At 61.1% G+C, this 18489-nt stretch carries 20 protein-coding genes; 8 read left to right on the top strand and 12 right to left on the bottom strand.

The features are described from left to right. Window positions 1–2: 2 nt before the first annotated feature. The 4 genes from FHT93_RS10710 to FHT93_RS10695 are packed head-to-tail and all read left to right on the top strand — an operon-like array spanning window position 3 to window position 3371. The gene (locus FHT93_RS10710; RefSeq protein ID WP_183847419.1) at window positions 3–731 is read left to right on the top strand and encodes a PIG-L deacetylase family protein; all 729 of its coding nucleotides are present in this window, start codon (window positions 3–5) and stop codon (window positions 729–731) included. After that, complete coding sequence (locus FHT93_RS10705) at window positions 731–1402, top strand: 4-carboxy-4-hydroxy-2-oxoadipate aldolase/oxaloacetate decarboxylase (protein WP_210299207.1); 672 nt, start codon at window positions 731–733, stop codon at window positions 1400–1402. The genes FHT93_RS10710 and FHT93_RS10705 overlap by 1 nt, the downstream gene beginning before the upstream one ends. Further along, window positions 1395–2453, top strand: coding sequence for a 4-oxalomesaconate tautomerase (locus FHT93_RS10700; protein ID WP_210299206.1), 1059 nt, complete (start codon window positions 1395–1397; stop codon window positions 2451–2453). The genes FHT93_RS10705 and FHT93_RS10700 overlap by 8 nt, the downstream gene beginning before the upstream one ends. Before the next feature lie 51 nt (window positions 2454–2504). Continuing rightward, the gene (locus FHT93_RS10695) at window positions 2505–3371 is read left to right on the top strand and encodes a DUF1932 domain-containing protein (RefSeq protein WP_113146639.1); all 867 of its coding nucleotides are present in this window, start codon (window positions 2505–2507) and stop codon (window positions 3369–3371) included. A 152-nt stretch (window positions 3372–3523) separates the two neighbouring features. Here FHT93_RS10695 and FHT93_RS10690 read toward each other — a convergent pair whose 3' ends face one another. The 4 genes from FHT93_RS10690 to FHT93_RS10675 are packed head-to-tail and all read right to left on the bottom strand — an operon-like array spanning window position 3524 to window position 5741. Then, the gene (locus tag FHT93_RS10690) at window positions 3524–3850 is read right to left on the bottom strand and encodes a YciI family protein (protein WP_113116773.1); all 327 of its coding nucleotides are present in this window, start codon (window positions 3848–3850) and stop codon (window positions 3524–3526) included. Continuing rightward, window positions 3850–4692 carry a class III extradiol dioxygenase family protein gene (locus FHT93_RS10685; RefSeq protein ID WP_112971269.1) on the bottom strand — a complete coding sequence of 281 codons (843 nt, stop codon included), beginning with the start codon at window positions 4690–4692 and terminating at the stop codon, window positions 3850–3852. The genes FHT93_RS10690 and FHT93_RS10685 overlap by 1 nt, the downstream gene beginning before the upstream one ends. After that, window positions 4685–5038: an extradiol ring-cleavage dioxygenase gene (locus FHT93_RS10680; protein ID WP_113204139.1), complete on the bottom strand. Its 354-nt coding sequence runs from the start codon at window positions 5036–5038 to the stop codon at window positions 4685–4687. The genes FHT93_RS10685 and FHT93_RS10680 overlap by 8 nt, the downstream gene beginning before the upstream one ends. Beyond that, window positions 5031–5741, bottom strand: a complete 711-nt coding sequence (locus tag FHT93_RS10675; protein ID WP_113204138.1) for an alpha/beta hydrolase — start codon at window positions 5739–5741, stop codon at window positions 5031–5033. Before FHT93_RS10675 ends, FHT93_RS10680 begins: the two co-directional genes overlap by 8 nt. A gap of 199 nt (window positions 5742–5940) precedes the next feature. Here FHT93_RS10675 and FHT93_RS10670 point away from each other — a divergent pair, with 199 nt between their 5' ends. From FHT93_RS10670 to murA, 3 genes are all read left to right on the top strand, one after another. Continuing rightward, window positions 5941–6675: a GntR family transcriptional regulator gene (locus FHT93_RS10670; protein ID WP_113204137.1), complete on the top strand. Its 735-nt coding sequence runs from the start codon at window positions 5941–5943 to the stop codon at window positions 6673–6675. 156 nt (window positions 6676–6831) lie between these two features. Continuing rightward, complete coding sequence (locus tag FHT93_RS10665) at window positions 6832–8244, top strand: aminomethyltransferase family protein (protein WP_113204136.1); 1413 nt, start codon at window positions 6832–6834, stop codon at window positions 8242–8244. A 203-nt stretch (window positions 8245–8447) separates the two neighbouring features. Next, complete coding sequence (gene murA / locus FHT93_RS10660) at window positions 8448–9761, top strand: UDP-N-acetylglucosamine 1-carboxyvinyltransferase (protein WP_348649765.1); 1314 nt, start codon at window positions 8448–8450, stop codon at window positions 9759–9761. Between the two features lie 2 nt (window positions 9762–9763). Here the strand turns inward: murA and FHT93_RS10655 are convergent, their stop codons facing one another. The 5 genes from FHT93_RS10655 to FHT93_RS10635 are packed head-to-tail and all read right to left on the bottom strand — an operon-like array spanning window position 9764 to window position 14328. Beyond that, window positions 9764–10462, bottom strand: coding sequence for an ABC transporter ATP-binding protein (locus FHT93_RS10655; protein ID WP_018114725.1), 699 nt, complete (start codon window positions 10460–10462; stop codon window positions 9764–9766). After that, on the bottom strand, window positions 10462–11208 hold the full coding sequence (locus tag FHT93_RS10650) for an ABC transporter ATP-binding protein (protein ID WP_018114724.1): 747 nt from the start codon (window positions 11206–11208) through the stop codon (window positions 10462–10464). The genes FHT93_RS10655 and FHT93_RS10650 overlap by 1 nt, the downstream gene beginning before the upstream one ends. Continuing rightward, complete coding sequence (locus FHT93_RS10645; RefSeq protein ID WP_183847415.1) at window positions 11205–12242, bottom strand: branched-chain amino acid ABC transporter permease; 1038 nt, start codon at window positions 12240–12242, stop codon at window positions 11205–11207. Before FHT93_RS10645 ends, FHT93_RS10650 begins: the two co-directional genes overlap by 4 nt. After that, the gene (locus tag FHT93_RS10640) at window positions 12239–13099 is read right to left on the bottom strand and encodes a branched-chain amino acid ABC transporter permease (protein WP_018114722.1); all 861 of its coding nucleotides are present in this window, start codon (window positions 13097–13099) and stop codon (window positions 12239–12241) included. Before FHT93_RS10640 ends, FHT93_RS10645 begins: the two co-directional genes overlap by 4 nt. Before the next feature lie 53 nt (window positions 13100–13152). Next, the gene (locus FHT93_RS10635; RefSeq protein WP_183847413.1) at window positions 13153–14328 is read right to left on the bottom strand and encodes an ABC transporter substrate-binding protein; all 1176 of its coding nucleotides are present in this window, start codon (window positions 14326–14328) and stop codon (window positions 13153–13155) included. A 311-nt stretch (window positions 14329–14639) separates the two neighbouring features. Between FHT93_RS10635 and ppk2 the strand changes: the two genes are divergently transcribed. After that, on the top strand, window positions 14640–15548 hold the full coding sequence (gene ppk2 / locus FHT93_RS10630) for a polyphosphate kinase 2 (protein ID WP_018114720.1): 909 nt from the start codon (window positions 14640–14642) through the stop codon (window positions 15546–15548). Between the two features lie 83 nt (window positions 15549–15631). Here the strand turns inward: ppk2 and FHT93_RS10625 are convergent, their stop codons facing one another. Genes FHT93_RS10625 through FHT93_RS10615 form a run of 3 tightly spaced genes read right to left on the bottom strand, consistent with a single transcriptional unit; the run spans window position 15632 to window position 18468 of the window. Beyond that, complete coding sequence (locus FHT93_RS10625) at window positions 15632–16474, bottom strand: ABC transporter permease subunit (RefSeq protein WP_018114719.1); 843 nt, start codon at window positions 16472–16474, stop codon at window positions 15632–15634. Window positions 16475–16477: 3 nt separating this feature from the next. Next, the gene (locus tag FHT93_RS10620; RefSeq protein WP_018114718.1) at window positions 16478–17362 is read right to left on the bottom strand and encodes an ABC transporter permease subunit; all 885 of its coding nucleotides are present in this window, start codon (window positions 17360–17362) and stop codon (window positions 16478–16480) included. Beyond that, on the bottom strand, window positions 17359–18468 hold the full coding sequence (locus FHT93_RS10615) for an ABC transporter ATP-binding protein (RefSeq protein ID WP_112543914.1): 1110 nt from the start codon (window positions 18466–18468) through the stop codon (window positions 17359–17361). Before FHT93_RS10615 ends, FHT93_RS10620 begins: the two co-directional genes overlap by 4 nt. Window positions 18469–18489: the final 21 nt, after the last annotated feature.

Raw genomic sequence — 18489 nt, 5'->3', positions numbered from 1 at the left:
TCATGGCGAAGACGGCCTTGGTCATCAGCGCGCATTCGGCGGATTTCGTCTGGCGATGCGGCGGTGCTATCGCGCTGCATCAGGAGAAGGGCTACGAGGTTACCGTTCTCTGCCTGTCCTATGGCGAACGTGGCGAGAGCGCCAAGCTCTGGAAGCATGCCGGGATGACCCTGGAGAAGGTGAAGGCGGCTCGGCGTGTCGAGGCCGAGAATGCCGCCAAGGCGCTTGGCGTGCACGACATCCAGTTCTTCGATCTCGGCGACTATCCGCTGGTCGTCGATCAGGAGGCAAAGTTCCAGCTGGTCGATGTGATCCGTGCCGTGCAGCCGGAATTCATGCTCAGCCATTCCAAGTGGGATCCCTACAATACCGACCATATGTACGCGACGCAGGTGGCGCTCGAGGCGCGCATGATCGCGCAGGCCTGGGGCCATAATCCCGGCGAGAAGGTCCTCGGCGCCCCGCAGCTCTATCTCTTCGAGCCACATCAGACCGAGCAGATGGAATGGAAACCCGACGTCTTCCTCGATATTTCGCCGGTCTGGGAGAAGAAATGGGCGGCGATCCAGTGCATGGAGGGGCAGGAGCACCTCTGGCACTATTACAAGAATGTCGCCGAAAACCGCGGCAACCATTTCATGCGCAATTCCGGCGGCCAGTCGGGCGGTCGCAAGGCGACGCACGCGGAAGGCTTCCAGTCTGTCTTTCCGCGAACGGTGGACGAGCTCTGATGGGTGTCGTCGTTCAAAACATTCAGCGGGCGGAACAATCCGTCATCGATCGCCTCGCTGCCTGCGGCGTGGCGACGGTTCACGAGGCGCAGGGCCGCAAGGGCCTGCTCGCAAGCTACATGCGACCGATCTATCCGGGCGCGAGGATTGCCGCGAGCGCGGTGACCATTTCTGCTCCACCGGGCGACAACTGGATGCTGCATGTTGCGATCGAGCAGATCAGAGCGGGCGATCTCCTGCTGCTTGCACCGACCAGTCCCTGCGAAGACGGCTATTTCGGCGATCTCCTGGCGACCTCGGCCATGGCGCGAGGCTGCCGTGGGCTTGTCATCGACGCCGGGGTGCGTGACGTCGCTGATCTCAAGGCGATGAATTTTCCGGTCTGGTCGAAGGCGATCTTTGCGCAGGGCACCGTCAAGGAGACGCTGGGCTCGGTCAATGTACCCGTCGTCTGTGCCGGAGCGCTCGTCAATCCGGGCGATGTGATCGTCGCCGACGATGACGGCGTCTGCGTGGTGCGGCGGGAGGAGGCGGCCGACATTGCCGACAAGGCGGAACAGCGGCTCGCGGCGGAAGAGGAGAAGCGCCGGCGGCTGGCCGCAGGCGAACTCGGGCTCGATATCTACAGGATGCGCGAACGGCTGGCGGAGAAGGGGCTGAAATATGTCTAGGCCCAGCGCTGGGGAAGGCGTGGGCTGCATGTGGATGCGCGGCGGAACCTCCAAGGGCGGCTATTTCCTGGCGGAAGATCTGCCTGAGGATCGTGACGGATTTCTGCTGCGGGTCATGGGCTCGCCCGATCCGCGGCAGATCGACGGCATGGGCGGAGCGGATCCGCTGACCTCAAAGATCGCGGTCGTCAAGCGATCAGAGCGGCCCGGCGTCGATATCGACTATCTCTTCCTGCAGGTCTTTGTCGATGAACCCATCGTCACCGATGCGCAGAACTGCGGCAACATCCTTGCCGGTGTCGGACCCTTTGCCATCGAGCGCGGTCTGATCGAGGCCGAAGACGGGCAGACCGAAGTGCGTATCTTCATGGAAAACACCGGACAGATCGCCACCGCGAAGATTGCCACGCCGGATCGGCGGGTGACCTATGCGGGGGATGCGCGCATCGATGGCGTGCCAGGCACGGCCGCGGCGGTGCCGATCACCTTTGCGGATACGGCGGGTTCGAGCTGCGGAGCCCTGTTGCCCACCGGCCGTGTCGTTGACGTTATCGAGGGCATCGAATGCACGTTGATCGACAACGGCATGCCCTGTGTCGTCATGCTGGCCAGTGATCTCGGTATCGACGGGACAGAAACGCCTGGCGTGCTCGAAGCCAATGGAGACCTCAAATCGAAGCTGGAGGCGATCCGGCTACGGGCGGGGCCGATGATGAATCTTGGTGATGTCGCGAAGAAATCGGTGCCGAAGATGACGATGGTGTCGCCGGCAAAGGCCGGGGGCGCGATCTCGACGCGCACCTTCATTCCGCATCGCTGCCATGATGCGATCGGCGTGCTCGGTGCCGTCAGCCTTGCGACAGCCTGCCTTCTGCCGGAAGGGCCGGCGGCGCAACTGGCGGTCGTGCCTGATGGCGACGAGAAACTGATCTCGGTCGAGCATCCGACCGGAGAAATGAGCGTGATCGCGACGGTCAGGAGCGGCGCCGTGACCAATGCTGCAGTGTTGCGCACCGCCCGCAAGCTTTTCGACGGATTTGTCTTTGCGTGATTGTGGCAGCGTCTCGTTGCGGCGTCGTCCTTCGCAAAATAGGAGACTGAGATGAGGATCGGGTTTCTGGGCTATGGCGAAGCAGCAAGAGCGCTTCATGAGGGGTTGAGCCGGCCGGGTCTGAGTTTCATCGCCTATGATATCCTGCTCGCTTCAGGGGGCGAAGCTATACGCGAGGCGATGTGCACCCGTGGCGCCGAGATTTCCGAGGGCATCGCGGGACTTTCGGAAGCGGATTGGGTGTTTAGCGCTGTGACCGCCGACCAGAGCCTGCTTGCCGTCGAACCGCTCCTGCCACATCTGCGGCAGGGGCAGGTGATGATTGATATCAATTCCGTTTCACCAGGCCGAAAGCGGGAGACGGCAGCCGCTGTGGAAGCCGCAGGCTGCGATTATCTCGACATGGCTGTCATGGCGCCGGTCCATCCTCGCAAACACCAGACGCCCGTTTTACTTGCCGGTGCTCCTGCTGAGAGGTTGCTGCCGGAGCTTTTGGCCCTAGGGTTTTCTGCCGAGATTGCAGGCCCGGCAGCTGGTGCTGCGACAGCAATCAAGATGGTGCGCTCGCTATTCGTCAAAGGATTGGAGGCGATCACAGTCGAGGCCTTGCTCGCGGCGAAGGCGTCAGGTTGCTACGAAGAGATCCTTTCATCTCTTTCCGGTTCTTTCCCTGGCCTCAACTGGCCGCAATTTGCCGAATATCAGATGGAGCGCACGACGCGACATGGGCGCCGGCGGGCGGCAGAGATGCGCGAAAGCGCTGCGACGCTCGATGCGCTTGGGCTTCGTGGCGGGTTGGCGATGGAGATTGCCGAGGTGCAGGAACGCATAGGAGCGTGCGGTCTCGGGCAAACTGGCGGGCTGGAAGAAACTGTCGGACGTGTGCTGGAATTGCGGCGGAAGCCCCAGAAGGGGTGAGCAATCGGTTCGGGACCGCATAGCGCGGATGAGGGGGCCTTAGCGCACAAGCGACCGTCACTCTCGTTTCGATCGTTCCCTACCTTGCTTTGCCAGCCCCCTCATCTGCCCCTCTCCGGGGCACCCCCTCCCGCTGGTGCGGAACTCGAATTCTATGTCCTTGGTGTCATCGGATCGCTGATGCGCCCGGCCTGGAATGTCGCCGGCAATGGCGTAAGTTCGATCTTTGCCACAATGCCTGCCTTGTTGAAAGGGTCGCCTTCAGCAAAGGCTTTTGCTTCGGCAAGACCTGCCGTCTCCAGTATCCCGAAATTGCCGATAGAGACTCCACCGTCATCGTGCAAGGCAGAGCCGATCAGCACTGTCGCGAGGCCTTCGCCGCCGGATTGGACCCAGGCGCGATGGGCCGCGCGCTGCAGATCGCGGGCAGTATCCTGCCCTTGATGATGCAGGCAGCGCATGAGGAAAAAGACCGGCATCAGGCGGCGTTTTCCAGCACGACCATGCCGGCACCGGTCATGGAGGCCGGCGCGTGATAGTGCTTGTGGATGAGATTGACCTGCTCGTTCATGGCGGCGCGCATGACCAGCCACATGATGAGTTCGGCGCCTTCGGAACCGAATTGCTCGACGTAATCCTCGCGGCTCATGGCGCGGTAAGGTTCCGGGTTGGCGGCGATGCCGTCAAGCCAGGCGCGGTCAGCCGCCTGGTTTATGAAGCCGGCACGCGCGCCCTGCAGCTGATGCGACAGGCCGCCGGTGCCGAGAATGACAACGCGTTCGTCGCCGGGCCAGCTTTCGATCGCCTCGCGCAGCACCTTGCCCATCTCCCAGCAGCGCTGCGGTGTGGGGATCGGATACTGGATGGTGTTCACCCAGATCGGCAGAACCTTGACCGGCCAGCGCTCCGGCCGGCCGAAGAACAGTTCCATGGGCACCTGCAAGCCGTGATCGACCTCGATCTCGCGGCAGACCAGCGGATCGAAATGGCGCTCGACCAGCCTATCGACAAAATGCCAGGAGAAATCGGCAGCACCGTCGAAGGCGGGAATGGGGCGTGGCCCCCAGCCTTCGTCGACCGGCTGATAGGTTTCCGCTACGCCCACTGCGAAAGTCGGCACGCGGTCGAGGAAGAAGCTGTTGCCGTGGTCGTTGAAGATCACGACGGCGATATCGGGTTTTGCCTCACGCATCCATTGCTTGCCGGCTTCGTAGCCATCGAAGAAGGGCTTCCAGTCCGGGGTGTCGCGCAGGCCTTTGTCCAGTGCGGCACCGATCGATGGGACGTGGCTCGTCCCAAGGCCACCTATGATCCTAGCCATGTCTTTTCTTTCCCAGCCTTTCGTAGAGAAAATCCTCATGCGACATGCCGGCCTGGGCGGCGCCGATCTGAGTGATCGGCGTCGGGTCGACAGCGGCGATCTTCAGGATGAAGAACAGGTTGCCGCCAATGCGGACCATCTCGTGCCAGTCGCGGTTTTTGACGGCGACCTTTTCCTCGTTGTTCAGGCCGAAGCGGGTGAGATAGGCATCCTCATCCGCCTTGAACGCGTCGCGATTTTCCGCCTGGCCGAGCGCCATCGCCATCTTGTTGAGCCGGTAGCCGCGGATCGACCCGGCGCGGTCGAAAAGCGGCGTATCGGGGATGGTCCCGCTATTCTCAGGCATAAATTCCTCCAAATCTGCGCGTCAGCCAATCGATGATCGCGGACGTCACCTCGGCCGGGCGCTCCACGGGGCCGAAATGGCCAGCATCTTCGATGATGACGAGTTCCGCATCGCGTGCTGCTTCGGCGATTTCCTGATGCTGGGTAATCGGGCTCCAACCATCCTGACGAGCAGCAATGAGCAGGATGGGACAGCTGAGTTCGGCCATATAGGCGCCGGCGTTCGGCCGATTGATAAGCGCTCGAATCTGTCGCTCATGGACATCAGCGCCGGCCCGTAACACCATGGTGCGCAGATGGCCGATCAAGCCGGCATCTGACAGTCGGTCAGGATGGAGCATGGGCGGCAGCCATTGATCCGCCAGTTCATCCATGCTGCGATGGCCAAGATCCATCATTTGTTGGCGTTTGACTTCCTCGCCATCGCGTTTCGGATGGTGGCCGGTATTGGCAAGGACCAGTCCGCGAATGCGATCCGGTGCGATACGAGCCATTTCCATGGCGACGCGTCCGCCCATGGAATGGCCGACCACAATCAAATCGCCTTCAGTGGCGGCGAGAACATTTTCTGCCATGCCCGATATCGAGGAAGCACGCGAAACATCAGCCGCGTGCACGGGCATGCGGTGCCCAACGGCATCGGCAAGCGGCGCCCAGACAATGCTGTCGGACACGAGCCCCGGAATGAGCGCGAGCGTTGCCATCGATTTTCCTCCCGCAAATCAGACATCATAAATGTATACATTGTGTCAAGAGATGGGAGTGGATCGACTTTCATAAACGCCAATTTGGCGAAGAGACTTTGGTATGATGCATACAATTATGTGTTAGGATGCCGGCTCAGGGTGGGGTTTTGTATGCGTTCCGGCTGCTATATACATTTAGCCGGGATTGGAGGCGCCGATGAAGCAGAGTGAAGCCGCAACACATGGCCGTCGCGCCGTTATCGAGTTGCGGGAAAAGATTTTGAGCGGTGAGCTGCAGGGCGGAACGCGCCTCTTCGAAGTGCCGCTGGCGGAGGCGCTCGATATTTCACGCACTCCCGTGCGCGAGGCCATGTCCCGGCTGACGGAGGAGGGGCTGCTCGATCGCCTGCCAAATGGCGGCTTTGTCGTCCGCCGCTTCGGTTTTGCCGATGTGGTTGATTCCATAGAAGTGCGCGGTGTCATGGAAGGCATGGCGGCAAGGCTCGCTGCGGAACGCGGCGCCGCACCCGATGCGCTCGCAGATATCAGGCAGACGGTGCTGAAGCTCGACGCCTGTTTCGGCGAGCAGCTCGACGATGTTGATTTCGATGCCTATTCCGACCTGAACGAAAAATTCCACCATCAGCTTGCAGCGCTTGCCGGCAGCGAGATCATCAGGCGTGAGGTGGAGCGGGCAAGCTCGCTGCCTTTTGCCTCGCCCTCGGCGTTCCTGCCGGACAAAGCTGATATCACCGCCTTCCGTCGTTCGCTGCGCTCCGCGCAGGACCAGCACAGGGCGCTCGTCAGCGCGATCGAAGCGCGCGAAGGCAGCCGCGCGGAAGCGATCGCCAGGGAGCATGCCCGTACGGCGCGGCGCAATCTTGAATACATTCTGGCGGAAGACCCAACACTGATCGAACAGATCAGGGGACTCGCGCTGATTCATCGGTAATTTCAGATAATTCCCGGTTCTGAAGGGCGGCCTGTGGCCGCCTTTTTTCATTTTCGGAGCATTGGCCTGGGCGTTGTCGGGACAAAATAGGCTTGCAATCTGATCGCATTGGGCATTTCATGTATACATTATCGCATGCCAATGGGAGGACATCAGGTGGCGAGATCGAACCTATCCGAAGTTTTGAAGTCGGCTGGCAATACGGTGGAGTTGCTGCGCAATTCCAAGGTCGGCATGTATGTATACCCGGTCGTTGCGGCCGAGTTCTCCAACTGGCGTTCGGAGCAGGCCGCATGGCGCAACTCCGCCGTCCTCTTCGATCAGTCGCACCATATGGACGAGTTGACGGTCGAAGGTCCTGACGCGGAGAAGTTCCTCGCCTATCACGGCGTCAACTCCTTCTCGAATTTCGATACGAACCGCGCCAAGCATTTCGTGCCGGTCACGCCGGCCGGTCATGTGATCGGCGACCAGATCATCTTCCGCGAACGCGAGGACAAGTTCATCCTCGTCGGCCGCTCGCCGACCTCCAACTGGCTGATGTTCTGCGCCGCTTACGGCAAGTGGAACGTGCGCCTGAAATATGATCCGCGCTCGCCCTCGCGACCTGAAGGCGAACGCGTGCTGCGCACGCATTACCGCTATCAGATCCAGGGACCGGATGCCCCAAAGATCTTCGAGAGGATGAATGGCGGACCGATCCCCGACATCAAGTTCTTCCATGTCGACAAGATCAAGGTCGGCTCGAAGACCGTGAATGCGCTGCGTCACGGCATGTCCGGCGCGCCGGGCCTGGAAATCTGGGGTCCCTACGAGGACAAGGCCTATATCCACTCGGTCATCCTGGAGTCGGCAAAGGCGGCGGGCGTCGATCTCGTACGCTGCGGGAGCCGCGCCTATTCCACCAATACGCTGGAATCCGGCTGGATCCCGTCGCCACTGCCGGGCATCTATACAGGTGATGGCATGCTGGCTGCCTATCGCGACTGGCTCGGCGGCGACAGCTACGAGGCGACAGGCGCCATCGGCGGCAGCTTCGTTACCAGCAATATCGAGGACTATTACGTCAATCCGTTCGAACTCGGCTACGACTTCTACATCGGCTGGAAGAAGGACGACTTCGTCGGCAAGTCGGCACTCGAAAAAATGAAGGGCCAGACGAGCCGCAAGAAGGTGACCTTCGAGTGGAATGCCGAAGATGTCGTCAACGTCATCGCCTCGGCCTTCCGTCCGGGTGAGGATCATTTCAAGTGGATCGATTTCCCGCAGCCGAACTATGCCTCGACCAGCGCCGACAAGATCATGCGCGACGGCAAGATGGTCGGCATGTCGATGTTCAATGGCTATAGCTACAATGAGCGCTGCATGCTCTCGCTCGGCATTGTCGATGCCGATGTTGAGGTTGGCGATGTGCTGACCCTCGTCTGGGGCGAACCCGACGGTGGGTCAGGCAAGACCTCGGTCGAACCGCACAAGCAGGCGGAAATCCGCGTGCGTGTTTCGCCCACTCCCTATTCCCGTGAAGCTCGCGAGAATTACGCCGACAGCTGGCGTAGCAAGAAGAGCTGAACTCCGACACCACCATCCACGGTGTTAACGACGGCGCTCGGGAGGGCGCCGTTTTTCATGGATTCGTCCTCGCGCATTGCCTCTAGCCGACCACGCATGGCAGCTGTTAGAACAGCCACTCTTCCCGATCGGCGATCACTCCGATGTCACAAAGACAACGCAGATATGCCTCCTGAAAATCGAATCGAACAAGGATGACAGCAGTGGCACAGGCCCAGCCGCATGAGCGAATTCAGTACATCGTCGAGGGCGGCCATCGCCTTGCCGGCGAGATCCAGCCGAGCGGCAACAAGAATGCCGCCTTGCCGATCATTGCCGCTTCGCTGCTGACCGACAAGCTTGTGTATCTGACCAACGTGCCGCGTATCCGCGACGTCGAAGCGCTGGTCGAACTGATCCAGTCCGTCGGCGCCAAGGCGCGCTGGCTCGGCCGCAACGAACTTGAGATCGAGCCGAGCGATCTCAAGCCGGCCGATCTCGATCCGGCGTTGTGCGCCCGCATTCGCGCGTCCATCCTGCTTGCCGGCCCGATGCTGGCTCGTTGCGGCGAGATCACTTTGCCGCCGCCGGGTGGCGATGTCATCGGCCGCCGCCGCGTCGACACGCATTTCCTGGCACTTGAACAGCTAGGCGCCGAGATCAGCGTCAACGGATCCTATAGTTTTCGCGCCAGGCGCCTGCGCGGTGCGGACGTCTTCCTTGACGAACCGTCAGTCACTGCCACGGAAAATGCGCTCTGCGCGGCTGTGGCCGCCGAAGGCAAGACGATTCTGCGCAATTGCGCCTCCGAGCCGCATGTCCAGGATCTCGCCCATTTCCTCATCGCCATGGGTGCCAAGATCGAAGGTATCGGCACCAATACGATGATCATTCATGGCGGCCAGCCTCTCGGCGGTGCCTCACACCGCATCGGCCCTGACCATAACGAGATTGGCTCGCTCATCGGCCTTGCTGCCGTCACCGGTTCCGAGATCGTCATCCGACGCGCGGGTGTTGAGCATCTGCGCTCGACGCTGATGACCTTCGAGCGTCTCGGTATCCGCTGCCGCATCGAGGGCGACGATCTTGTCGTACCGGCGGGTCAGGAAATGAAGATCCAGCCGGATTTCGGCGGGCATATTCCGAAGATCGAGGATCAGCCCTGGCCGGCTTTCCCGGCCGATACCATGTCGATTGCCATCGTCACCGCCTCGCAGTGCGATGGTGTGGTGCTGATGTTCGAAAAGATGTTCGAAAGCCGGATGTTCTTCGTCGACAAGCTGATTACCATGGGTGCGCGTATCGTGCTTTGCGATCCGCACCGCGCGATCGTCGCCGGCCCGTCCAAGCTGCGTGCTGCGCAGGTGGAGAGCCCCGACATTCGCGCCGGCATGGCGATGCTGATTGCTGCCATGTGCGCCGAAGGAACGAGCGTCATCAACAATGCCCAGCAGATCGAGCGGGGATATGAGCGGATCGAGGAGCGGCTCAACGCGCTCGGCGCGCGCATTACCCGCGTGCCGCCGCGCGAGGCATAAATCTAGACGCTGAGATGTGCTTCGAGGATTTCCGGTGAGGCGAGAAGTGCTTCGGATGTGTCGCGGTAGGTCACCGCGCCACGTTCGAGCACGATGACCTCGTCCGTCAGCGGCAATACTTTACGGGCCTTCTGCTCAACGATGATTGCCGACATGCCTTCGCCGGTGACGATGCGGCGCAGCGCTGCCAGCAGTTCATCGACGATGATCGGCGCGAGGCCCTCCAGCGGCTCATCGAGCAGCAGCACCTTCGGATTGAGCATCAGGGCGCGGGCGATGGCGAGCATTTGCTGCTCGCCGCCTGACAATTGGTTGCCGAGGTTGCGGCGACGTTCCTGCAGCCGCGGGAACATCTGGTAGATGCGGGCGACATTCCAGGCGCCGGGCCGCGCGCTCGCCGTCAGGTTTTCCTCTACCGTCAGCGAACGGAAGATATTGCGCTCCTGCGGCACCCAGCCGATGCCGAGGGGAGCACGCTTTTCCGCGCGCAGCCGGGTGATGTCGCGCTGCTGCAGGTGGATGGAACCGGCGTGGTGGGTGGTGACGCCGATAATGGTGTTGAGCAGGGTCGTCTTGCCCGCGCCGTTGCGGCCGAGCAAGGCCAGAGAGCGGCCTTCCTCCAGCGTAAAATCGACCTTGGCAAGCACATGGGCTTCACCATAACCGGCGATGAGGCGTTCGACCCGAAGCAATTCGGCCATCAGGCATCCTCCCCGAGATAGATGGCTTTGACCTGCGGGTCTTTGGAGATTTCGGCGACGGTGCCTTCGGCAAAGAGAGCACCGGCAGCGAGCACCGAAATACGGTCCGCGAAGGAGAAGACGAGATCCATGTCGTGTTCGATCAGCACGACCGTAACATTGGCGGGCAGTTCGCGGACGATGCCGAGAACCTCATGGCGCTCTTCTTCGGGAACGCCGGCGGCCGGCTCGTCGAGCAGCAGCACTTTCGGCTGCATCGCAATCGCAAGGGCGATCTCCAGGAGGCGCTGCTTGCCGTAGGGCAGCAGCGTCGTCGGCATGCCCATGACATCGACAAGGCGGAAGCGCTCAAGCAAGGCGGCTGCTTCATCGGCAACTTCGCGGTCTGCCGAAAGCGGCCGCCAGGCGAAGCGACCATGGCCCTTGCGCTCGCTGATCGCCAGCATGACGGAATCGAGTGGCGTGAAATCACCGAAGAGCTGGTTGATCTGGAAGGTGCGGGACAGGCCCTTGCCGACGCGGCGATAGGAGGAAACGCCGGTGATATCCTCGCCGGCAAGCAGGATCTCGCCGCTGTTCGGCGTCAGAACGCCAGTCAGCAGGTTGATGATCGTGGTCTTGCCGGCGCCGTTCGGGCCTATGAGGGCGTGGCGTGCGCCATGGCGGATTTGCAGCGAGACATCGTTGGTGGCGACGAAGCCGCCGAAGCGTTTGATGAGATGGCGTGTTTCGAGGGCAATCGTCATTTGCTCTCCTCCGCAATGGTATGCTGCATGTTTGCCTGTTGCCGGTGGCGCGCAGCACCGGGCAACAAGGTCTGCCAGCGGGTCAGACGCTCGCGGCCAACCAGAACGATGATGATCAGGACGAGACCGATCCAGAACATCCAATATTGCGGCGTGATGACCGACAGCCAGTTGCGCAGGATGGAGAAGATGACGGCTCCGAAGACGCCGCCATAGAGATAGCCGACGCCGCCGATGACAAGCACCAGCAGCACCTCTGCAGAACGGTGGAAAGCAAGCACGTCGGGCGAGACGAAGCTGGTCGTCTGCGTCAGCAGCGCGCCCGCGATGCCGGCATAGGCAGCCGAGATCGTATAGACCGCGACGATGCGGCGGGTGGGCGAGATGCCGAGCATGGAGGCTCGGCGCTGGTTGCGCTTGATCGCCTTGAGAGACAGGCCAAAGGGTGAGTTGACGATACGCCGTGCAATGTAGGTCAGAACGACAAGCACAATCAGGCAGTAGATGTATCCGGTGCGGCCCCAGAGATCGAATTCGAAATAGCCCAGGATCGGGTTCAGCATCACGCCGCTCAGGCCGTCGGCGCCGCCGGTGAGCCAGGCGGCCTGGTTGACGAGTTCGGCGAGTAGCATGGCGACGCCGAACGTTGTCATGAGGCGGGTAAGGTCGGAGCCGCGCAGCACGAGGAAGCTCGTCAGCAAGCCGAAGAGGCCGCTGACGAGGGCGGCGGCCACCAGGCCGATGACGGGCTCGCCTGAGACATAAATTGCAAACAGACCAGCGGCATAAGCGCCGAGGCCGAAGAAGGCGGTATGACCGAGCGAGACGATGCCGGCATAACCGAGGATGAGATCCAGAGAGACGGCGAAGAGTGCAAGAATGGCGATCTCCGTCAGGATCAGCATCTGCGACGGCAACGTGAAGATCGCGGCGATGGCGACCAGCCAGAGAGCGAATTCCCAGATCTGCCAGCGGCCGGCGCGCTTCAGGAGTTCCATGGCCTTGCTGGAGGCGTTGCCGTGTTCGCCGCTCATCGGCCGCCCTCCCGGGAGAAGAGGCCATGGGGCCTGACGATCAGCACGAGGATCATCACGGCGTAGATGATGAAGGCGCCGAGCTGCGGCACGTAGTATTTACCGGCGACATCGGCAATGCCGAGCAGCAACGCGGCAATGAAGGGGCCTGTTATCGACGAGGTGCCGCCGACAGTGACAACGATCATGAAATAGATCAGGTATTTCAGCGGAAAGTTCGGGTCGAGACCCAGCAGTTCGGTGCCGAGCGCACCGCCGAGGCCGGCAAGGCCGGAGCCCAGCGCGAAGGTCAGTGCGAAGATGACGGAGACATTGATGCCCATGCCGCGTGCGACACGTCCGTCATCGACAGCGGCGCGAAGCTGGCTGCCGAAGCGGGTGCGGGTGAGCGCCAATTGCAGTGCGACGGTCAGAACCGCGCAGATGACGATGATGAAGAGCCGGTAACGGCCGATATCGATGCCCAGAAAGCCGAAGCGGCCGCTGAGTTCGGGTGGCAGGTTGATCAGTTGCTGCTGGCCGCCCATGAAATAATCGATGGCCGATATCGCCATGAAGACGAGGCCGATCGAAAATAGCACCTGATCAAGATGGGAAGCCGAATAGAGGCGCCGGTACAGTAACCGTTCCAGCGCGACGCCAACGAGTGCGGTGACGATGAAGGCGGCAGGCAGGCACCAATAAAAGGAAATGCCATAGCGGTTCATCATGATGACGGTGACGTAGCCGCCAGCCATGGCAAAGGCGCCGTGCGCCAGATTGACGAAATTCATCAGACCTAGCGTGACCGACAATCCGCAGGCGAGAACAAAGAGAAGCATGCCATAGGCGATGCCGTCGAACAGGATTGTCAGCATGAGACCTCACTGCATCCAGGCGGCGGAATTGCTTCCGCCGCCTGTTCCCTGGCTTACTTGGCAGCCGTATTCGGATCGTGGATCTTCGGATAGGTCGCGAACTCGACATTGTAGAGTTCGCCGTTCTTCTCCTTGACCTCGCGCATGTAGATATCCTGCACGATGTCGCGTGTATCAGGATCGATGGTGATGGGCCCGCGCGGGCTGACGAATTCCATGCCCTTCATGGCATCGACGAGCTTGGTGCCATCGGTGCCACCGCCGGTCTTTTCGAGGGCGGCATAGGCGACATGCATGGCATCATAGCCGCCGACCGACATGAAGTTCGGGCGCATGTTCTTGTTGGCTTTGCGCACTTCGGCGACGAAAGCCTTGTTTTCCGGGCTGTCGTGATCGGTCGAATAGAAATGACCGGTGATGACGCCCCTGGCGGCCGGTCCCATGCCATTCAGGAGATCGTCATCGGTGACGTCGCCGGTGGCGATCAGCTTGATGCCGGCGTCGGCAAGACCGCGATCGACGAACTGCTTCATGAAGATTGCGCCGACACCCGATGGCACGAAGACGAAGAGGGCATCGGGCTTGGCGTCGCGTACACGCTGAAGGAAGGGTGCAAAATCGGGGTTCTGCAGGGGAACGCGGAGTGCTTCGACAACCGTGCCACCTTCTTTCTTGAACTGGTCGGTAAAGCCCTTCTCGATGTCGATACCCGGACCATAGTCGGTTACCAGCGTGACGACCCGCTTGAGGTTGTTCTGGACTGCCCAGGTGGCAACCGGAACGGCGGATTGCGGACCGCCCATCGAGGTGCGCACGAAATAGGGCGACTGTTTCATGATGGCCGAGGTCGTGGCCGAGGTGATGATCGCCGGAACCTTTGCCTGGTTGAGAACCGGGGCGACACCCATGGCAAGCGGCGTCAGGCCGAAGCCGACGAGCATCTTGACGCCATCATTGACGACGAGTTCCTGGGCGATGCGGCGGGTCTGGTCGGCCGTGCCCGCGTCGTCACGCAGCACGAGCTCGATCTTCTTGCCTGCAACCGTGTCGCCATTGATTGCCATGTATGCGCGGGCGCCGGCCTCGACCTGACGGCCGGTTGAGGCAAAAGGACCTGTCATCGGCAGGATCACGCCGATCTTCACCGTTTCCTGCGCAAATGCAGGCGCCCCAGCAAGCGTGGCGAGCGCCGCGCCTGCTATCAATAGTCTTCTTGAAAACGAAATCATGTATACTCCTCCCATTGTTGCGCATCATATCTCTCTCCCGGAGATATGCCGCGACCTGAACGTTTTTCTTCTCTCCTCCAGAGGAAAACGCCATTGTCGCGAAAATTGCTCAGCGGTATCAATGTATACATAAAACTTGACTTGGTACAAGCTGCCGCTACCTGGCTGGCTGATCACCAAAGGCCCGGCGGACGGTCTTTTGCGCTTGCCAGTTTTGCGTTTTGTCAAAGCAAATTTTCGATCGTCGCAACTCTGTCATATAGCTATGGCGAGAACGTGCTTTATCGAGCGAATTGAACAGGGAGCGTGCCATGATCGAAAACACTCAGCTCGACCGTATCAAGAACGAAATCGCCGACAGCTTCGACGAGGAGCTGGAAATGCAGATGGAGGAGGACCGGCTCGACGAGCTGGTCGCCGAGGGCATGTCCGGCGAAGCGGAACAGACGCTCGAGCGCAAACTCTATTTCCGCGAGCTCTTCCGCCTGCAGCATGAGCTGGTCCGTCTTCAGGACTGGGTCCAGTACAAGAAATTGAAGGTGGTCGTGCTTTTCGAGGGCCGCGATTCCGCCGGCAAGGGCGGTGCAATCAAGCGTGTGACCCAACGCCTCAATCCGCGCGTCTGCCGCGTCGTGGCGCTGCCGGCGCCGACCGAACGCGAGCGGAACCAGTGGTATTTCCAGCGCTACACGCCGCATCTGCCGTCGGCGGGCGAGATGGTGCTCTTCGACCGCAGTTGGTACAACCGTGCCGGCGTCGAGCGGGTCATGGGCTTCTGCACGAAGGACGAGCTGGAAGAGTTCTTCCGCTCCGTGCCGGAATTCGAGCGCATGCTGGTCCGCTCCGGCATCATCCTCATCAAGTACTGGTTCTCGATCACCGATGAGGAGCAGGAGTTCCGCTTCAACATGCGCATCCACGATCCGCTGAAGCAGTGGAAGCTCTCGCCGATGGACCTGCAGAGCCGCGTCCATTGGGAGGAATATACCAAGGCCAAGGAAGAAATGCTCGCCCGCACCCATATTGAGGAAGCGCCGTGGTGGGTTGTTCAGGCCGTCGACAAGAAACGCGCGCGCCTCAATTGCATCGCCCATCTGCTCGGCCAGATCCCGTATGAGGACGTTCCGAAGGAAGGGATCGTGCTGCCGGATCGCGTGCGTCACGATGACTACCACCGCACCCCGGTTCCGCCGGAAATGTATGTTCCCGAAGTCTACTGATTGAAATGGCTGCGGCCGGTTTCCGGCAGCGGCGTCTTTTCAGCATGTCGCGCAAAACCGATTCACGCGTTGCGCGACATGCCTTAATGCGCCGATTGCTGCTTGGCGCGGGCGACGATCTGGGTCGGATTGACGAATTGCAGCGCGATGATGAGCCAGAAGAGCGTCGTCACCATATAGATCACCGCCATCGCATCGATTGATTGGCTGGCTCGTACGCCGGATGCGAAGACCGCGTAATAAAGAGAGACGACAAGCGTCTGGGTCTGCGGTCCGGCGATGAGGAAGGTCAGCTCGAACATCGCGAGCGTGCGCACCAGGACGAGCAGAAGTGCTGCCAGCATGCCGGGCAGCAGGAGCGGCAGTAGAATGCGGATAAAGAGGCTGGTGGTGCCGGCACCGAAGACACGGGCGGCGGCCTCGATGCGCGGATCGATCTGCTCGATGAACGGGATCATGACGAGCACGACGAAGGGGAAAGACGGCACGAGGTTGATCAGCACCACGCCCCAGAAGGTGCCGCCGAGCCCGAGCTGGTAGAGCACTGTTGCCAGCGGAATGCCGTAGGTCAGCGGTGGGATCAGCAGCGGCAGCAGGAAGAGCAGAATGATGGCGCGCTTGCCCGGGAAATCGCGCCGCGCCAGAGCATAGGCTGTCAATACGCCCAGAATGCCCGAGATAATGACGACGACAAAGGCCATCTCGAAGGTAACGATGACGACGCTGGATAGCTGGAATTCGCTCCAGGCGCTGAAATACCAACGATCCGTCCAGCCGCGCGGCAGCCATGTGCCGAGCCAGCGTGTGGCGAAAGAGTTGACGATCACGGCCGCGATGACCGCAAGCAGGTTGAGGACAAAGAGGGTCGCGAGCGCCCAGACGGCGATGCGCCAGATCTTCGAGGTAAGGCCCTGGTCACGGATCATGGCTTAGCCTTTCGTGCCGCCGGCCGGGCCGCGGTAGAAGAAGGAACGCGCACCGAGGACGGCGACGACAACAATGAGCTCGACGCCACCCATGATAATGGCGATCGCCGTGCCGTAGGAATGATCATATTGCTCGAAGGCGGCTTGATAGGCTGCAATCGAGATGACGCGTGTCGGACCAGCCGGCGCGCCGAGCAGGACGGCGGACGGGAAGACGGCAAAAGCCTGCACGAAGGAAAGGCAGAAAGTCACGGCGAGACCGGGCACCAGGAGCGGCAGGAACACGCGCGTAAAGCGCTGGCGCGCATTGGCGCCGAGCGTGGCGGCAGCCTGCTCGATCGCCGGGTCGATGCCGGTGATATAGGACAACGTCAGCAGGAAGGCGAAGGGGAAGCCGGTAATCAGCAGCGAGGCGAAAACACCCCAGTAATTGTTGGTGAGCTTGACCGGTGAATCCAGGATGCCGAACAGGATGAGCGTCTCGTTGAACCAGCCGCGCGGGCCGAGAAAAGTCAGCAGACCATCGGCGACGAAGACAGTACCGAGCGTAATCGGCAGTACGAGGATTGTCGTCAGTAGCCGCTGTCGCCGCATCAGTCGGACGCGAAACGCAACCGGGACGGCGAAGGCCAGGTTGACGATCGTGACCGGCAAGGCAAGCCACATCGTATTGGCGATCGTGCCGTACTGGAACTGGTCCGAGAAGAACTTCGCGTAATTTTCGTACCAGACGCCGCCATCCTTCGGCATCAGTGAATCCGCAACGCCGTAGACGAAGGGGTAGATGAAGAGGGCGATCATGAAGATCAGGCCTGGCAGCACCAGCAATGTCGTGCCGTCAAGGCCCTGAGCGGCAAGCCGGGTTTTCAGTGAGGGACCGCCATTCATGCTGGCGCCCCTTTGAAGACCAGCGAACGGCCCGCGACGGGCTGCAGAGTGGTGGCAGAGCCGCGCGGCAACGCATCATCGGAGCGGAAATATAGCTCCGATCCGTCCGCCGAACGAGCCATACCGAAGAAGGCGCGCCCGCGATATTCGGTGTTCGCGACAATGACGGGAATGCCGCTGTCGTCGGTGGTCGCAACGAGATCTTCAGGACGCACGGAGAGCACTGCGGCATCGCCGACCTTCAATGTGTCGCGCATCGTGCCGGTCAGCCGCGCACCCGCGGCCTCGATTTCGGCCTCGCTGCCGGAGATGGAGACGACGCGCCCGGGAATGCGGGTGCGGAAGCCCATGAAATCGGCGACGTTGAGATTGACCGGGCGCTGGTAGAGATCCTGAGGCGTGCCGATCTGCTGGATATGACCCTGGCTCATGACAACGATGCGGTCGGCAAGCGACAGGGCTTCGTCCTGGTCATGCGTGACATAGATGGTCGTCGAGCCGATCTGGTCGTGGATACCGCGGATTTCGGCGCGCATTTCCAGGCGCAGCTTGGCGTCGAGGTTGGAGAGCGGCTCGTCCATCAATACGATCGGCGGGCGGATGACGATTGCGCGGGCAATCGCCACGCGCTGTTGCTGGCCGCCGGAGAGCTGGCCGGGCAGCTTGTCCGCTTGACTTTCGAGGCGCACGAGCGCCAGCGCATCGATGATGCGCTTGTCGGCTTCCGCGCCGCTGATGCCCTGCATGGCAAGGCCGAAACCGACATTCTTGCGCACGCTCATGTGCGGGAAAAGGGCGTAACTTTGAAAGACCATGCCGAAGCCGCGCTTTTCCGGCTCCAGTTGGTCGATGCGATTGCCGCCGAGGCGGATTTCGCCGCCGGACAGGCCAAGCAGGCCGGCAATGCAGTTCAGCGCGGTGGATTTTCCGCAGCCGGAGGGGCCGAGAAGTGCGATGAATTCGCCGGGTTCGATCGTGAGGTCGATGCCATCAAGGGCGTTATAGGCGCCGAAAGATCGCCTGATGCCATCGAGCTCAAGGCGCGCATTCTTCCGCGATGACGCTGTTGCTGCGTTCTGAACCGGCAAAGTCAATGCAATCTCCATTTATCGGCAACCATGGCCGTT

The sequence above is a fragment of the Rhizobium sp. BK379 genome (assembly GCF_014193955.1).
In the GTDB taxonomy this organism is placed as follows: Bacteria; Pseudomonadota; Alphaproteobacteria; order Rhizobiales; family Rhizobiaceae; genus Rhizobium.
Note: the sequence above shows the minus strand (reverse complement) of the source record. Positions and strands in the feature narration are given on the sequence as shown.

Excerpts from the sequence above, each read along its gene's own strand:
- FHT93_RS10710 (WP_183847419.1), top strand. The coding sequence starts at position 3 with ATGGCGAAGACGGCCTTGGTCATCAGCGCGCATTCGGCGGATTTCGTC.
- FHT93_RS10705 (WP_210299207.1), top strand. The coding sequence starts at position 731 with ATGGGTGTCGTCGTTCAAAACATTCAGCGGGCGGAACAATCCGTCATC.
- FHT93_RS10700 (WP_210299206.1), top strand. The coding sequence starts at position 1,395 with ATGTCTAGGCCCAGCGCTGGGGAAGGCGTGGGCTGCATGTGGATGCGC.
- FHT93_RS10695 (WP_113146639.1), top strand. The coding sequence starts at position 2,505 with ATGAGGATCGGGTTTCTGGGCTATGGCGAAGCAGCAAGAGCGCTTCAT.
- FHT93_RS10690 (WP_113116773.1), bottom strand. The coding sequence starts at position 3,850 with ATGCCGGTCTTTTTCCTCATGCGCTGCCTGCATCATCAAGGGCAGGAT.
- FHT93_RS10685 (WP_112971269.1), bottom strand. The coding sequence starts at position 4,692 with ATGGCTAGGATCATAGGTGGCCTTGGGACGAGCCACGTCCCATCGATC.
- FHT93_RS10680 (WP_113204139.1), bottom strand. The coding sequence starts at position 5,038 with ATGCCTGAGAATAGCGGGACCATCCCCGATACGCCGCTTTTCGACCGC.
- FHT93_RS10675 (WP_113204138.1), bottom strand. The coding sequence starts at position 5,741 with ATGGCAACGCTCGCGCTCATTCCGGGGCTCGTGTCCGACAGCATTGTC.
- FHT93_RS10670 (WP_113204137.1), top strand. The coding sequence starts at position 5,941 with ATGAAGCAGAGTGAAGCCGCAACACATGGCCGTCGCGCCGTTATCGAG.
- FHT93_RS10655 (WP_018114725.1), bottom strand. The coding sequence starts at position 10,462 with ATGGCCGAATTGCTTCGGGTCGAACGCCTCATCGCCGGTTATGGTGAA.
- FHT93_RS10650 (WP_018114724.1), bottom strand. The coding sequence starts at position 11,208 with ATGACGATTGCCCTCGAAACACGCCATCTCATCAAACGCTTCGGCGGC.
- FHT93_RS10645 (WP_183847415.1), bottom strand. The coding sequence starts at position 12,242 with ATGAGCGGCGAACACGGCAACGCCTCCAGCAAGGCCATGGAACTCCTG.
- FHT93_RS10640 (WP_018114722.1), bottom strand. The coding sequence starts at position 13,099 with ATGCTGACAATCCTGTTCGACGGCATCGCCTATGGCATGCTTCTCTTT.
- FHT93_RS10635 (WP_183847413.1), bottom strand. The coding sequence starts at position 14,328 with ATGATTTCGTTTTCAAGAAGACTATTGATAGCAGGCGCGGCGCTCGCC.
- ppk2 (WP_018114720.1), top strand. The coding sequence starts at position 14,640 with ATGATCGAAAACACTCAGCTCGACCGTATCAAGAACGAAATCGCCGAC.
- FHT93_RS10625 (WP_018114719.1), bottom strand. The coding sequence starts at position 16,474 with ATGATCCGTGACCAGGGCCTTACCTCGAAGATCTGGCGCATCGCCGTC.
- FHT93_RS10620 (WP_018114718.1), bottom strand. The coding sequence starts at position 17,362 with ATGAATGGCGGTCCCTCACTGAAAACCCGGCTTGCCGCTCAGGGCCTT.
- FHT93_RS10615 (WP_112543914.1), bottom strand. The coding sequence starts at position 18,468 with ATGGAGATTGCATTGACTTTGCCGGTTCAGAACGCAGCAACAGCGTCA.